Here is a 14,896-nt window from a genome sequence, read left to right as displayed (position 1 = left end):
CAATATCAGAACGGTCATTCTTATACAAGTCATCAAAGGCACTGGCCAATTGCTCGGCTTCGCGTCACATTCACGGGATGGAACAAAAGCGCGTTCACTTGCCCAACGGCATTCACCTCAACATTGTTGACGAAGGACCGGTCGATGCACCGGTGTTGATCTTTCTTCACGGCTTTCCCGAAAGCCACCGCACCTGGCGCCATCAGATCGCGCATTTCTCGGACCGCTATCGCTGCATCGCGCCGGATCAACGCGGCTATCGTAGCTCGTCCAAGCCGCAGGAGGTCGAGGCCTACACTCCCGACAAATTGATCGGTGACATCTTCCTGCTGGCGGACACGCTCGCGATCCCGACATTCACGATTGTCGGCCACGATTGGGGCGGAGCGATTGCCTGGGGCGTCGCTTTGGGCGGCCAGCACGCACGGGTCGATCGCGCGATTATCGCCAACGCTCCGCACCCACTGATCTTCCAAAAGCTGCTCTACACCCATCCCGGCCAGCGCGAGGCGAGCCAGTATATTCGCGGGTTCAAGGACACCGAGAATGATGCGCTGATCAAGGATCAAGGGCTTACCGGGCTAATGTTGCAGGAGGTCAAGTGGGATCGCCCGGCGGCGATGGAACCGGAAGAGCGCGAGGCTCTGCTGCGCGATTGGCAGAACCGCGACGCGGCCTTCGGCATGATCAACTATTACCGCGCGAGCCCGATCGCCGTGCCGACAATGGATGAACCGTTCGAGATACCGTCAGACTACGTCGGGCCGGAGCTGCCAAACCTGACCATCCCGACACTCGTCATTTGGGCGATGGACGACCTCGCTTTGCCTGCCGAGAATCTCGAAGGGCTCGACGAGATCATTGACGATTTGACGATCAAGCAAGTGCCCGATTGCGGGCATTTCGTGCCGTGGGAAGCGCCCGATCAGGTCAACGCTGCGATGGAAGAGTTCCTTGCGCGCTGATGCTTCAGGCTTTTAGCGCTCGTACCGATCCCGAATTCCTCTCGGATGGCTGATACTGACCAATCACGATAGGCGCGGTTGTCAGACCAACGCCACTTCTTATGCAATTTGCGCGATTGCCACGCGATGCGCGGATAATCGACGATGGCCGCCAGATAACCGCGCGCAATCGTCAATAGGCCGACGTCTTTAATCAGCTCCTGTTCTTCAGGCAGCTTGAAAAAATCGCGAATGTCGCGGCCTGAAATGTCGGTCCCGAACAGCGTCCACCCATCCGCCTGCGCTTCCTGTCTGATCGACGTGTCGAGCCCGAACAGTACGTGCACGATATCATGCCGCTCAAAGTGGAGCTGCGCTTCAGCCCGCATCACGGCGTATTTTTGGTCAAGGCCATGCTCCTTGCGGAACTCAGCGAGTGCGGCGTCGAGCGACAGGTCAGCGTAGGGTAGTTTCGTCGTCATGAGCCACGACATAGCGAATTAGGTTTCGATTTGCAACTCTATTATTTCCCGCTCCAATCAACCCAGGCGCCGTGCGGGTGAGCGTGGGCGAGGCACACTTCCTGTTCGCCTTCCGGCCAATATCGCACGCGCAATTCGTGCCGGAAGGTCGCCGGGTCGGTTTCTAGCGATACCCAGGCCAGCGGTTTACCAGCGCTTGCCTGCGCTCCAGCCTCTTCCTTCGCCCGCGTGATCGCGCTTTGCGTTTCGGCGGGCATATATTGCCACATGATCGAATGAAACATGACGCGGGTCGTGCCCGCGTCTTGCAGCCGCGCCAATTGTTCGCGCACGAAATCACCGGCGTCCATTTGCGTGAGGTCCGGCGCGCGCTCGCCCGCAAGCTGGATCGCCGCGTCAATGCGCTTCATGCGCTCCAAAGCGTCGGGCCAGACATAGCTTTTGAGCCGCAAAGCCGCGTCGGCATCGCTCAAATCGATCGTGCTGACATCGCAGCCACGGATACCGATGATCTCGAAATCGACCTGCGGAGGTGACGCGCCGCGCCATTCCGGCTTGATCTGCATGGGCGAGCTCGCCGGCCCCGCTTCGGTATCGCCCAACCGGTAAAAATACCGGTCCATCATGGTGTTGACGCCTGCACTTGCGCCCAGTTCGAACATGTCGAACCGCGCCGGCACGCGCTCGGCCAGCCAAAGCAGACCCGCCATAATGCTTGCAGAGCGCCCGGCTTCATTGGTCTGCGGTGGCCCATCGAACCATGGAACAAGCGCCGCATCGTGCGCTTCGACCACGGCACAAACCAAAGCATCAACCTCGGTCTGATCGGTGATCTCGCCTGCGTAGACCGGCGCGAGCCGTTCATCCACGCCCGACAGCTTGAGGTAATGCAGCCCGCCCGCAATCCGCAGCGGCATCGCGTCTTTCAAAGTCAAACCCGGCCAATTGGTCATGCGCTCGGCAACTGTCGTCTCCCCTTTCGCCACAGCCTCTAGCGCACGCACGATCCGCGCCGTGCAGGGAGCGCCGTTTTCATCCGCATGGGTCGCCTGCCAATCGAGCGCTGCGGAAAAATCATCGAGTTCCATGATCGCCGGTTTGTCCATTCAACGTTTCTCCTTCACTCATGTCGGCCTCGCAAAAGCGCATGAGCCTTGGCTCGCGCATGTTGCCCTTTGCCGGTGCAATGCCTAAGTGCCGCCTCGCAATGACAACTGACAATCCTGGCCAGCTCACCTTTGCTATTCCCAAGGGGCGCATTCTTGATGAAGCGCTGCCTGTGATGGCGCGTGCGGGGGTGGAGCCCGAGGCCGCGTTCCACGACAAGGCCAACCGCTCTTTGAGCTTTGGCACAAATCGCGCCGATATGCGACTCATCCGGGTGCGCGCATTCGATGTGGCGACGTTCGTGGCGCATGGCGCTGCGCAGGTGGGGATTGTCGGTTCCGACGTGATCGAGGAGTTCGATTACGCCGATCTTTATGCACCGGTCGATCTTGATATCGGACACTGCCGTTTGTCGGTCGCGCGGCTCGCTGATGACACTGCGCCGCATGGCACATCGAGCCACTTGCGGGTCGCGACCAAATATCCGAGCCTGACCCGCCGCCATTTCGAACTCCAAGGCATTCAGGCCGAATGCGTGAAGCTCAACGGCGCGATGGAGCTGGCACCGGTGCTCGGTCTTGCGCGCCAGATTGTCGATCTGGTCTCTACCGGCGCGACGCTGAAGCAGAACGGCCTCGTTGAAACGTCCAAGATCATCGACATCTCTGCGCGCCTGATCGTCAACCGCGCGGCGCTCAAAACCGATCAGCGGGTCGCCGATCTAGTAAACGCTTTCAGAGCCGTCAGCGGTGGCGCCGATAAGGACGCTGCGTGATGCAAAAGCTTTCGACCAAAGACGCCGATTTTGAAAAGCGTTTTGCCGCGATCGTCAATGCGCGGCGCGAGAGCGGTGAGAATGTCTCTGGCAAAGTGTCGGACATCCTTGCGCAAGTGAAATCGCGCGGCGATGCTGCGCTGATTGAGTATAGCCAGCGCTTTGATGGCCACTCGCTCAACACGGATGATGACTGGTCGATTTCGCCTGAGCGCTGCGAACAAGCGTACAAGGCGCTCGATGGAGAGCTGCGCGATGCACTTGACCTCGCCGCGCGGCGGATCGAGGCCTACCACCGCGACCAGATCCCGGCGAACCGTGACTTCACCGACGAGGATGGCGTGCGCCAGGGCGCGGTCTGGCGCGCTGTCGACGCGGTCGGGCTCTATGTGCCCGGCGGTCGCGCGGCCTATCCTTCCTCGCTCCTGATGAACGCCATCCCTGCCAAAGTCGCAGGGGTTGAACGGATCGTGGTTGTCACGCCAACGCCAAAGGGCAATTCGAACCCGCTTGTCCTCGCGGCGGCTCACGTCGCTGGAGTCAGCGAGATTTGGCGCGTTGGCGGCGCACAGGCAGTCGGTGCGCTGGCCTATGGCACAGAACGGATCAAGCCAGTCGATGTCATCACCGGCCCTGGCAATGCCTATGTCGCAGAGGCCAAGCGCCAGCTTTACGGCGTGGTCGGCATCGACATGGTCGCGGGTCCGAGCGAAATCCTGGTAATCGCAGATTGCAACAACGATCCCGATTGGATCGCAGCAGATCTGCTGAGCCAGGCCGAGCATGATCCGACGTCGCAATCGATCCTGATCACCAATGACGCGACCTGCGCAGCGCAAGTCGAAGACCGCGTGACTGTTCAGATCTCGCAATTGGCCACCGGCAAAACCGCCAAGCAAAGCTGGGACGATCATGGCGTCATCATTCTGGTCGAGAACCTCGAGGAAGAGGCCCCTGCCCTCGCCGACAGGCTAGCTGCTGAGCACGTCGAACTGGCGGTCGCCGACCCCGAAGCTTTGTTCGCAAACATCAAACATGCAGGCAGCGTGTTCTTGGGCCGGATGACACCGGAAGCGGTCGGTGACTATGTTGCCGGGCCAAACCACGTGCTGCCAACCGGACGGCGCGCGCGTTTTTCCAGTGGCCTATCCGTGCTCGATTTCATGAAGCGCACCAGCTTTATCTCATTGGACGACGAGGCCTTTGCCGCGATCGGTCCCGCTGCGGCCACCCTCGCCCACGCCGAGGGTCTGCCCGCGCATGCCAAATCCGTGGAGCTTCGCCTCAAATGAATACGCCCGCCCGTTCCCAGGCCCGCTCGACCGCGCGCCTCGCCGCCGTCCAGGCGCTGTACCAGCAGCAAATGGAAGGCACAGCAACCGCCAAACTGCTCAACGAATTTCACCAGCACCGGCTGGGCCGCGAAGTCGACGATGAAGACCATGATGGCGAGGTTTTTGCCGACGCGGAGGTCGACTTCTTCGATGATATTGTGCGCGGGGTCGATGCCCGCCGCGAAGAGATCGACGCGCTGCTGCTGAGCAAACTTGCCGAGGGCTGGACTATCGCGCGGCTCGACAAGACTATGGTGCAAGTGCTGCGCGCGGGCGTCTACGAACTGATCGCCCGCGCCGATGTGCCTCCTGCCGCGGCAATCAACGAATATGTCGATGTGGCAAAAGCCTTCTTCGATGACCGCGAGGCGAAGTTCGTGAACGGCATTTTGGATGCAGTAAGCAAAGAGGTTCGCGCCTAAGGGTCAGACGCGTCAAGGAAGGACAGCGGGATATCGATCCGCTGCGCCCACGCGTTTTCCTCATGCTCGGCGCCGATGAAGACCCGGCTTTCGAACGACGGTTGCCGCCAGCCAAGACCCTCCATCATCGCGTCGAACGCTTTGAAATAGGGTGGGTAATACTGGTCGAGCGTCGCCGTGCCATGATCGACATAAATCCGGTTGCGCGCCGGATCCAGCTTGGTCTGAGCAAAGTACGAACGGAACGCTTCGGCGACTTCGGCCGCGCGGCTCTCAGGGTCTCCGCCTTCAGGATCAGAGAGCGGCAAATGAGTTGAGAGCCCTGCTGCCTGACCGAACACGTGCGGGTATTCGCCGATCACATATAGGCTGATCAGTCCACCCATTGATGACCCCATCACAGCCGTGTCGCCTGGCCCTGCGAGCGTACGAAATTCGGCATCAATCTTGGCTTTGAGGTCGACTGCAAGCATCCGGGCATAGGCATCGCCGGTCAAAGGCAGGCCTGCGGCGATCCCAGCCAGGTCAATCTCGGTCACCCGGCGCTGTTGATCTTCGGGCAGATAATCGAAGACTTTTTGCGGGAAGAGCGTCTGATACCGATTTTCCGGACTGCGCAGGCCGACGACGATCCATTCGCGCAAATCCCCGCGCAGCGCCATGCGCGCGATCGCCTCATCGACCGCCCATTCCTTGTCGTAATTGGTCAACCGCCGATCAAAAATGTTCTGCCCGTCATGCATGTAAAGGACCGGAAAGCGCTTGGCGTCCTCGCTTTCGTAGCTTGGCGGTAGCCATATCCATATATCGCCAACACCGACAGCTTCAGCGGGGGCGAAATCTTCCCACCAGACGATTGATCCAGCCGACACTTGAGGCACAGCCGGCTTGTCCGTCTCCTGCGCAATGACATTGCCGGAAGGCAGAAACGCCGCTGCAAGTGCAATGCAAGCGAGACCAATCAGACGTGACATCAGCAATTCTCCGGTGCAAGGAGCGCCTGTGATGCCGTGCCTTGCTCCCAATTGGAAGCCATGAACGAAACCGACTTCATAGCTGCTCTTCGCAACCTGCCGCTCCATCCTGGTGCGCGCGGGATCGAGGATGATTGCGCGGTTCTGGAAGTCGGCGGCGAAACGCTCGTCATAACGCACGACATGATGGCGGAAGGCACCCATTGGTTGCCCGATCAAGATATGGCGGATGTCGCGTGGAAGCTGGTTGCGACCAATCTCTCCGACCTCGCGGCCAAGGGCGCGGAGCCCATCGGCGTCTTGCTGGGGCATTCGCTCGGCAAGGGTGACGAGCGCTTCATTGAAGGGCTGAACGAGGTTCTGATTAAATACGACGTGCCGCTGCTCGGCGGAGACACAATCGCCGCTGATGGACCGCAAACTCTTGGCCTCACTGCGCTTGGTCGAGCCAGCCACACGCCCGTTCCCAGCCGCTCGGGCGCGGAGGTTGGTGATGACGTGTTCTTATGCGGCGAAATTGGAAATGCGTTCCTTGGCTATCAACTGACGAAATACGAGGAATGCGGGTTTAACGCAGATCCACTGTTCCTCGATGCATTCCTCAGGCCCACTCCTTTGCTTGAGCAAGGTCAGCGACTGGCACCCCACGTAACCGCGATGATGGACGTGTCGGACGGTTTGTTCCTGGACGCCGCGCGTCTTGCTCACGCAAGCACAGTGACCCTGAACCTTGTGCAAGACGATGTGCCACACTCAGAACAATTCATCGAGGTAGCGAGGCAAGGCAATCAGTTGGATGTGATGAGCAACGGTTGGCCAATGCGAAGAACTGCCTGCTCATGGGGCGATGATTACGCGCTGCTCTTTACCGCTCCAGCCGGCGCGAAGCTGCCCGTCGCAGCAACACGCATCGGCTCGGTCACGGCTCGCGGAGAGCATGCTCTGCTTATCGACGGCAAGCCTGCTGATGAGGCCCAACCGCTCGGCTATCAGCACGGCTGATCGCGCCTCGGCTCCTTGCTAAAGCCGCCAAACCGCACAAATCCGACGAATGGCACGCTTTACGCCCTTGTCACCTCGGACCAACCGCTATAGCCACACGCGCCTAACCGCCCCGTTCTCAATCGGGGCGTTTTTTCCACGCTTTGGAAGAGGGGATTATTTCCGTGGAGCTCATACTAATTTCAATCGGGCTGGGACTGCTCGCCGTTGTTTACGGCATCATCACCAGCCGCCAGGTTCTCGGCGCTGATGCCGGGAACGCAAAAATGCAGGAAATCGCGGGAGCGATTCAGGAAGGCGCGCAGGCCTATCTCAACCGTCAATACACCACGATCGGCATCGTTGGTGTGATCGCTGCGGTGCTGGTCGGGGCGTTCCTCGGCTTGGTTCCGGCGGTCGGCTTCGTAGTCGGCGCGGTGCTTTCTGGCGTCGCGGGCTATATCGGGATGAACATCTCGGTTCGCTCGAACGTCCGTACCGCTGCTGCGGCTGAAAAAGGGCTGCAAAACGGCCTCACCATCGCATTCCGCGCAGGCGCGATCACCGGCCTTCTGGTTGCTGGTCTCGCTCTCTTGGCAATCGCCGTCTTCTTCTACGTCCTGGTCGGACCGATGGCTGAGGCTGTGAACAGCCGCACCGTGATCGACGGTCTCGTCGGCCTTGCCTTCGGCGCCTCGCTGATTTCGATCTTCGCGCGTCTTGGCGGCGGTATCTTCACCAAGGCTGCTGACGTGGGCGCCGACCTTGTCGGTAAAGTCGAAGCGTCGATCCCGGAGGATGACCCCCGCAACCCGGCGACCATCGCCGACAATGTGGGCGACAATGTCGGCGACTGCGCTGGTATGGCGGCTGACTTGTTCGAAACCTATGTTGTCACCGTCGGTGCGACCATGGTTCTGATGGCGCTGCTGCTCACCAATATCGGTGACTTGCTTCTGCCATTGATGGCGCTTCCGCTTCTCATCGGCGGTGCATGTATCGTCACCTCGATCATCGGCACCTACTTTGTGCGTCTCGGCAATGGCACCAACGTCATGGGCGCGATGTACAAAGGATTCATCGTGACTGCCGTGCTGGCGATCCCGCTGATTTGGTTCGCAACCGCGCACGCGCTTGGAACCGTTGGCGCAGATATGAACACCGTCCTCAATCCGGGCCTCGGCATGGTCGAGTTCACCGGTCGTGACCTGTTCTACTGCTCGCTGATCGGCCTGGCGCTGACCGGCATCATCATCTGGATCACCGAATACTACACCGGCACGAATTTCCGTCCGGTCCGCTCGATTGCCAAAGCTTCGGAAACGGGCCACGGCACGAACGTGATCCAGGGTCTGGCGATCAGCCTTGAATCGACCGCTCTGCCAACCATCGTCATCATCGCAGCCATCATCGGCGCGTATCAGCTGGCTGGCCTCCTTGGCCTCGCCTTTGGTGCGACCGCGATGCTTGCGCTGGCTGGCATGGTTGTGGCGCTCGACGCTTACGGTCCGGTTACGGACAATGCGGGCGGCATCGCCGAGATGGCGGGCCTGGACGAGAGCGTCCGTGAAAAGACCGACCTGCTCGACGCGGTGGGTAACACCACCAAGGCCGTGACCAAGGGTTATGCCATTGGCTCAGCTGGTCTTGCAGCGCTCGTGCTGTTCGCAGCCTACACCGCTGACCTTCGTGAGTATTTCCCGACCGCTGAAGTCAATTTCAGCCTCGAGAATCCTTACGTGATCGTCGGCCTGCTGCTGGGCGCGCTGCTCCCGTACCTGTTCGGTGCGATGGGCATGACCGCCGTGGGCCGCGCAGCTGGCGACGTAGTTGTCGATGTGCGTGACCAGTTCGCGAACGACCCGGGCATTATGGAGGGCACCAGCCGTCCGAACTATGCCCGCACGGTCGACCTGGTGACCAAGGCTGCGATCAAGGAGATGATCATTCCGTCACTGCTTCCGGTGCTCGCACCGATCGTCACGTATTACGTGATCTACTTCATTGCGGGCCAGAACGAGGCCTTCGCCGCACTTGGAGCGTTGCTGCTCGGCGTGATCGTCGGCGGTCTGTTCGTCGCGCTTTCCATGACCGCTGGCGGCGGCGCATGGGACAATGCGAAGAAGTACATCGAAGACGGCAATCACGGCGGGAAGGGCTCGGAAGCTCACAAGGCTGCTGTGACTGGCGACACTGTTGGCGACCCTTACAAGGACACCGCAGGTCCGGTACGTGAACCCGATGATCAAGATCACCAACATCGTCGCGCTGCTGCTGCTCGCGGCTTTGGCTGGTCATTGATGATCTAACCTTCACCTGCGCTTCATGCAGGGGAATCTATCGCAACCCCGCTGAGCCAAGGCTCGGCGGGGTTTTTCTTTGATGATGCCGCGGCGGTTGATTTTTCGCCGACGCTTGGCATAACTTTGGAATCAGGAGGGAAGTGGAGCGGGGTTAGCTCTGCTTTGTCGCACTTGATGGGATGGGTCGCCATCCGAAGAAACGGGACTGTAGAATGAAATTGAAGACATCGATCCTTCGCGGGGTAAGCGCGGGGGCGCTGAGCTTGTCTGTGCTCGCTATGGGCGCGGTTGCAGCACCTGCTGCTGCGCAAGAGGCTGCGCCGCAAGTACCTGAAACGGCTGAAAAGCGCATTCCTGCGGGGGAATTCGTAAAAGCGCCAAACATGAGCAACATTAGGATTTCTCCTGACGGGAAACGGCTTGCCTACGAAGCTGGCCGCGGCGGTCGCTCTTTGCTTGTCACGCTCAATCTCGACACAATGCAAGAGAAAGCCATTCTTGCCGCCGAAGAAGCGCGTGAAGGCGGCGAGCGGACAATGACCAATTTCCGCTGGATCGGAAATGAACACATTGTCATCACCACGGTAAACCGCGAAGATTTGGGCGGTGACACCGCTGATTTCCGCCGTTTGGTGGCTTACAACGTGAATTCGGGTGAGTTGGTTCAGCAGGCTTGGGAGAAATCGGGGGTAGATGCGGGCAACATTCTGCATATCGACCATGATACCGGTAAGTATCTGCTGCAACGCGATGCGGTCTCAGAACGGCTTGAACGCCGATTTCTACCCGAAGTGATCGAAGTCGATGTTGCCACTGGCAAGTATAAGATGGTTCAGCGCACCAATCCAATCGTGCGTGGCTGGGCTGTCGACAGCAAGGGTGAGGTCCGAGCCGGTTTCAACCGTGATCGTGACAACGGTAAATTCCGCATGCTTTTCAAGCCTGAGGGCGAACGGAATCTGAAGACTGTCTACAACGAAGCAGACGCGACCTTCACTGAATCGTTGCCAACACCGTCGATGTTCATTCCTGGCACTAACTACGCTTACGCCACCTCAAACCATGAAGGATACAACGCGGTCTACAAAATCGACATGCTCACAATGAGTCCGGTCGAGAAAGTCTTCGAAACCGAAGGCTTCGACGTGCAGGGTCTTGTGCTCAATGACGACGAGTCCAAAATCCTTGGGTACGGCACATTTGATGGCACTATGCGGGTCGAATATACCGATCCCGACTTGAAGACGATTCAGTCGATGCTCGAGGAAGTGTTCGGCGAAGACGAAGTACGTATCTTTGACTACACCCCTGACATGTCGAAGGTCATCCTAAGTGGTGGTGGTGTAACCCGCGCTGCAGGCTTCTACATGTTCGATACGCGCACCGGCTCTATGCAGTTGCTCAACTGGCAGCGAACAGCACTTAAAGACGCGCCGCTCAATCCAGTGAAAGCAGAATGGTACACTGCAAGCGACGGGACCAAGATTCAGGCGATCGTGACGTATCCTCGTCATCGTATGGGACAGAAAAACCTGCCGGTGGTCGTAATGCCTCATGGCGGTCCGTTCGGCGTGTTGTCTGCAACAAACCGCCTTGAGCCCTGGAATCAGCCGCTTGCAGAGCAAGGCTATGTCGTGATCCAGCCAAACTATCGCGGTTCGGGTGGATACGGCAAAGAGTTCGTCAAAATCGGCCGTGAGCCGGGCGGCTACGGCAAGCGCATGCAAGACGATCTGAATGACATTCTGACCTATTATGGTGAGAAAGGAATTATCGATCCTGAGCGCGCCTGTGTGATGGGCTGGTCATACGGCGGCTATGCCGCTGCCCGCGGCGCTCAGCGCGATCCAGGGCTCTGGAAATGCGCGATTGCGGGTGCAGGCGTTTACGATATGCCACTGATGAATAAGTGGGATGCAAAGAACCTCAGTACGCTTCAACAGCGGGTTTCAGGCAACATCAGAGGATCCAGAGGGTATTTCGCCGGCTTTGAACACCGACGGTAAGTGGTCTCCGATCCTGATCGTCACTGCGAAACGTGACGCGCGTATCCCGATGGAACAGGCCGAAACCTTGGTCAAAAACCTGAAGAAGTCGGGCAAGCGGGAAGGCACTGATTTCAAATACATCGTGCAGGAACAAGGCACGCATAACCTGCCCTATGACGATGTTCATATGCAGTGGATCAATGAAGCATACGCATGGCTGGAACGGTATAACCCGGCCTACACCGCTTCGGACACCGATACACCTCCACCGCTGATCAACCTAGATTGACCGGTCCTTAAAAACAGACTTGGGGCGGCTTCGTTGATCGGAGTCGCCCTTTTTCGTTCAGGGCGCGATTAGGAGCGCGCGCACGCCGAACAACAACCATTCCTTAACGCCAATCTGCTTTAACCTGCGCGAACGCGCCGAATTGCGCGCCAAAACAGGGTTAACGCATGGATATGGCAGCATCGCCATTAATGCCTGACAGCAGCACCTCTGCCCCGCTCGACGGGTGGAGCGATGGCATGCATGCGCTCCCTGCGGCCCATATCAACCGCTCCGCCTTCGTTGCTGCGTTGGACGAGTTGACGAACCGCGCAGCCGAGCCCAATCCATTCTTTGAAGAGTGGTTCTTATCAGCCTCGCTAGCCAATGTTTCCGGCACGAAGAGCGCAGAGCTGTTCGCCTATATCGTAAATGGCGAATTGCTCGGACTGATCCCGCTCGAGAAAAGCGCACACTATTACGGCTATCCGGTTCCGCATTTCGGGACCGCTTTGCACGACAATGCCTTTTGCGGCGCGCCTCTGATCGCAAGCGGACATGAGGTCAATTTCTGGCGCACTTTGTTCACCGCACTGGACACGCGCACCGGCGCGGCTTTGATGCTCCACCTTCCGATGATCCCGGCTGGCGGTCCGACGGGCGAAGCCTTGCGCGAAGCTCTGCATGAGCAGGACCGCGCGCATGCCATCGTCAAAACCGATGAACGCGCCATGCTCGATGCCGAGGTTTCGCCCGAGGAATATCTCGAAAAGTCGATGTCGGCCAAGAAGCGCAAGGAGTTGCGCCGCCAGCACAAACGTCTGAGCGACGAGGGTGTTTTATCGGTCGAGCGCTTGGAAGGCGAAACCGGCCTGGCCGAATGGACACAGGAATTCCTCTCGATCGAGCGCGCCGGATGGAAAGGCGCAGAAGGCTCCGCTCTCGCCAGCGCGCCCGAAACCGAGACATTCTTTGCGGAAACGCTTGCCGGCGCAGCCAGCGCCGGTCGGCTGGAACGCCTCGCATTGCGCGTCGATGGCCGCGCGGTGGCGATGCTGGCGAATTTCCTCTGCCCACCGGGCGCATTCAGTTTCAAAACCACCTTTGACGAGCGCTACAAGAAGCATTCTCCCGGGCTTTTGCTGCAGCTGGAAAATCTCCAACTGCTCGATTGCGAGGTGATCGAATGGGCCGATAGCTGTGCTGCCGAAGGACACCCGATGATCGAGCGCTTGTGGCGGGAGAAACGCACCCTTCATAGCTACAACGTCGCAATTGGCGGAAAACTGCGCCGCGCAATGTTCAAGCAATTGATGCGCCGCGAAACGCGCGCGGGTAATGGGAAAGCCAAATGAACGCGCCACTGTCTGACCTTGGTGCTGATGCAAAAGCGGTGTCGATCTTCGATCCGGAAGCGCGCGCGACATTTGGCCAGAATTATCCCGAAACGCCGCACACCTTGCGCCATGCGCTCGACACACATCCACTGCTCGAACTGCATGCGTTGGCGCAATTAGCCGAGAGCCTTCCCGAAGCATCGGTCGAATACAATCGCGGCGATTTGCCGATTGGCGTCGATGTCAAGCCAGGCGCGACCGGCCTTTCGATTGGCGAAACCATCCGCAGGGTTGCCGAAACGAACAGCTGGGCAGTCCTCAAAAACGTAGAGCAAGCGCCCGCCTATCGCACGCTGCTGCAAGATCTGTTGGGCGAACTGCAAAACGAGATCGAGGCCAAAACGGGCGAAATGCTAACGCCTCAAGCCTTCATCTTCATTTCCAGCCCCGACGCCGTCACACCCTATCACTTCGACCCGGAGCACAACATCCTGCTGCAAGTGAAAGGCAGCAAGGTGATGACTCAATTCCCGGCTGGCGACACACGGTTTGCCAGCGATGCTGCGCACGAAGCCTATCACGCTGGCGGCGCGCGCGAACTGAAATGGGATGATGCTTTTGCCAGCCAGGGCCGCGAGTTTCCACTCGGCCCGGGCGAGGCAGTCTATGTGCCCGTGATGGCACCGCATTTTGTGCGCAACGGACCGGCCAGTTCAATCTCGCTTTCTATCACCTGGCGCTCCAACTGGAGCTATGATGAGAGCGATGCGCGCTGCGCAAACGTGCTGCTGCGCCATCTCGGCGTCACACCCAAGGCACCGCCACGCTGGCCGGGCCAGAGCCGCGCAAAGGCGCTCGGCTTTCGGGCTTGGCGACGTCTTTTCGACCGCGCTGGTCTGCCAAGCCAAGACACCGCCGTATGAACGCGCCCTTCTCCATCGACACGGCAGAGCGACCTGTCGCGATTGATCAGATTGCCGATGATCCGCGCCGCGCGTTCCTGCGCGCGCAATGGTTCTCTGCTGGCACAGAGCCAGCAGCCCGCACATTGCTGGCGAAGGATGAGCATGGAGCAGCGCTCGCCGCATTCCCACTGCGCGCGAAGCCCATCGGCCCCATCACAGTCAACCAGATCGCAGGCGCCTATTGGCCGTTCCGCGGCGCCCCCATCGACCAGAATTGCAGCGTCACTGCGCTCGCCAGCGCCATGAGCAGCAAGGCTTTCGTCAAACAGCTTGGTCCGGTCTGGCGCATTGGTCCGGTGATCGACGATGATCCATCGCTCATCAAGCTGATTGACGCCGCGAAGCAGGCTGGCTGGCACGCGCTATCCCGTCCCGTTGGCTCGCTTTTCGTGCTCGATCTCGTCGCGCTCACCGCCTCGGGCAAATGGCCATCGAGCAAAGGCCAGCAAAAGGATCGCTGGCGCGTGCGCCAACTCGAAAAGACCGGCCCGGTAACAATTTCGCATTTCACCGGTGAGGATTGGAACGACGCCACCCGCAATGCCATTGCCACCGTCGAAGCCAATTCATGGGTCGGGCAATTGGAGCAAGGCGGCGACACAAAATTCCATGACCCGGGCCTGCGTCAATTCTGGGAAGACATCGCCCGCGATCCGGCCATCGCCGCAATGATCCGCGGCAGCCTACTGTGTGTTGGCGATACGCCCGCCGCCTTCACCTTCGGCCTGGATTGCGGCGACACGCGCTATTGCATCGCCAACAATTACGACCAGCAATTCCACAAATTCTCGCCCGTACCGCGTGCTGCTCTATGATGATTTCACCAGCGCAGCCAAGCGCGGCCTCGCTCGCATCGACTGGGGCCTTGGCGATGGCGGCTACAAGCGGCAGATGGGCGCAGAGGAGACCTCCAGCGTTTCCGACATCCTGTTTGTGCGCGGTGGGTTGCAGGCCGCGATCTTGCGCCGAGTATGGCAACGCTAGAGCGGCTTGACCTCATCCGCGCCCGCCCGCAT

General features: G+C 59.4%; 14 protein-coding genes and 1 pseudogene. 12 read left to right on the top strand and 3 right to left on the bottom strand.

The features are described from left to right. Nucleotides 1-77: 77 nt before the first annotated feature. Nucleotides 78-965 carry an alpha/beta fold hydrolase gene (locus tag ACZ1GU_RS05010; protein ID WP_472646990.1) on the top strand — a complete coding sequence of 296 codons (888 nt, stop codon included), beginning with the start codon at nucleotides 78-80 and terminating at the stop codon, nucleotides 963-965. Here the strand turns inward: ACZ1GU_RS05010 and ACZ1GU_RS05005 are convergent. Together ACZ1GU_RS05005 and ACZ1GU_RS05000 are read right to left on the bottom strand one after the other, a co-directional pair. After that, the gene (locus tag ACZ1GU_RS05005) at nucleotides 926-1,426 is read right to left on the bottom strand and encodes a hypothetical protein (RefSeq protein WP_472646989.1); all 501 of its coding nucleotides are present in this window, start codon (nucleotides 1,424-1,426) and stop codon (nucleotides 926-928) included. The genes ACZ1GU_RS05010 and ACZ1GU_RS05005 overlap by 40 nt on opposite strands. 41 nt (nucleotides 1,427-1,467) lie before the next feature. Next, on the bottom strand, nucleotides 1,468-2,532 hold the full coding sequence (locus ACZ1GU_RS05000; RefSeq protein ID WP_472646988.1) for a DUF2332 domain-containing protein: 1,065 nt from the start codon (nucleotides 2,530-2,532) through the stop codon (nucleotides 1,468-1,470). A 101-nt stretch (nucleotides 2,533-2,633) separates the two neighbouring features. Between ACZ1GU_RS05000 and hisG the strand changes: the two genes are divergently transcribed. Genes hisG through nusB form a run of 3 tightly spaced genes read left to right on the top strand, consistent with a single transcriptional unit; the run spans nucleotide 2,634 to nucleotide 5,064 of the window. Then, complete coding sequence (hisG, locus tag ACZ1GU_RS04995) at nucleotides 2,634-3,308, top strand: ATP phosphoribosyltransferase (RefSeq protein WP_472646987.1); 675 nt, start codon at nucleotides 2,634-2,636, stop codon at nucleotides 3,306-3,308. After that, nucleotides 3,308-4,600: a histidinol dehydrogenase gene (gene hisD / locus ACZ1GU_RS04990; protein ID WP_472646986.1), complete on the top strand. Its 1,293-nt coding sequence runs from the start codon at nucleotides 3,308-3,310 to the stop codon at nucleotides 4,598-4,600. Before hisG ends, hisD begins: the two co-directional genes overlap by 1 nt. Further along, nucleotides 4,597-5,064, top strand: coding sequence for a transcription antitermination factor NusB (gene nusB / locus ACZ1GU_RS04985; RefSeq protein WP_472646985.1), 468 nt, complete (start codon nucleotides 4,597-4,599; stop codon nucleotides 5,062-5,064). The genes hisD and nusB overlap by 4 nt, the downstream gene beginning before the upstream one ends. Here nusB and ACZ1GU_RS04980 read toward each other — a convergent pair. After that, complete coding sequence (locus tag ACZ1GU_RS04980) at nucleotides 5,061-6,038, bottom strand: alpha/beta hydrolase (protein ID WP_472646984.1); 978 nt, start codon at nucleotides 6,036-6,038, stop codon at nucleotides 5,061-5,063. The genes nusB and ACZ1GU_RS04980 overlap by 4 nt on opposite strands. A 60-nt stretch (nucleotides 6,039-6,098) precedes the next feature. Here ACZ1GU_RS04980 and thiL point away from each other — a divergent pair, with 60 nt between their 5' ends. The 8 genes and pseudogenes from thiL (at nucleotide 6,099) to ACZ1GU_RS04940 (ending at nucleotide 14,864) form a co-directional block, all read left to right on the top strand. Further along, on the top strand, nucleotides 6,099-7,040 hold the full coding sequence (gene thiL, locus ACZ1GU_RS04975; RefSeq protein ID WP_472646983.1) for a thiamine-phosphate kinase: 942 nt from the start codon (nucleotides 6,099-6,101) through the stop codon (nucleotides 7,038-7,040). Nucleotides 7,041-7,204: 164 nt separating this feature from the next. After that, a pseudogene (locus tag ACZ1GU_RS04970) lies at nucleotides 7,205-9,320 on the top strand (sodium-translocating pyrophosphatase). A 214-nt stretch (nucleotides 9,321-9,534) separates the two neighbouring features. After that, nucleotides 9,535-11,328, top strand: a complete 1,794-nt coding sequence (locus ACZ1GU_RS04965; RefSeq protein ID WP_472646982.1) for an alpha/beta hydrolase family protein — start codon at nucleotides 9,535-9,537, stop codon at nucleotides 11,326-11,328. Then, a complete protein-coding gene (locus tag ACZ1GU_RS04960; RefSeq protein WP_472646981.1) occupies nucleotides 11,312-11,599 on the top strand; it encodes an alpha/beta hydrolase family protein in 288 nt (95 codons plus the stop codon). Before ACZ1GU_RS04965 ends, ACZ1GU_RS04960 begins: the two co-directional genes overlap by 17 nt. Before the next feature lie 167 nt (nucleotides 11,600-11,766). Beyond that, nucleotides 11,767-12,933 carry a GNAT family N-acetyltransferase gene (locus tag ACZ1GU_RS04955; protein WP_472646980.1) on the top strand — a complete coding sequence of 389 codons (1,167 nt, stop codon included), beginning with the start codon at nucleotides 11,767-11,769 and terminating at the stop codon, nucleotides 12,931-12,933. Beyond that, the gene (locus ACZ1GU_RS04950) at nucleotides 12,930-13,838 is read left to right on the top strand and encodes a cupin-like domain-containing protein (protein ID WP_472646979.1); all 909 of its coding nucleotides are present in this window, start codon (nucleotides 12,930-12,932) and stop codon (nucleotides 13,836-13,838) included. The genes ACZ1GU_RS04955 and ACZ1GU_RS04950 overlap by 4 nt, the downstream gene beginning before the upstream one ends. Then, nucleotides 13,835-14,695, top strand: coding sequence for a GNAT family N-acetyltransferase (locus ACZ1GU_RS04945; protein ID WP_472646978.1), 861 nt, complete (start codon nucleotides 13,835-13,837; stop codon nucleotides 14,693-14,695). The genes ACZ1GU_RS04950 and ACZ1GU_RS04945 overlap by 4 nt, the downstream gene beginning before the upstream one ends. Next, nucleotides 14,682-14,864 carry a hypothetical protein gene (locus tag ACZ1GU_RS04940; RefSeq protein ID WP_472646977.1) on the top strand — a complete coding sequence of 61 codons (183 nt, stop codon included), beginning with the start codon at nucleotides 14,682-14,684 and terminating at the stop codon, nucleotides 14,862-14,864. Before ACZ1GU_RS04945 ends, ACZ1GU_RS04940 begins: the two co-directional genes overlap by 14 nt. Nucleotides 14,865-14,896 lie beyond the last annotated feature (32 nt).

The organism is Erythrobacter sp. HA7-11 (genome assembly GCF_055693605.1).
Note: the sequence above shows the minus strand (reverse complement) of the source record. Positions and strands in the feature narration are given on the sequence as shown.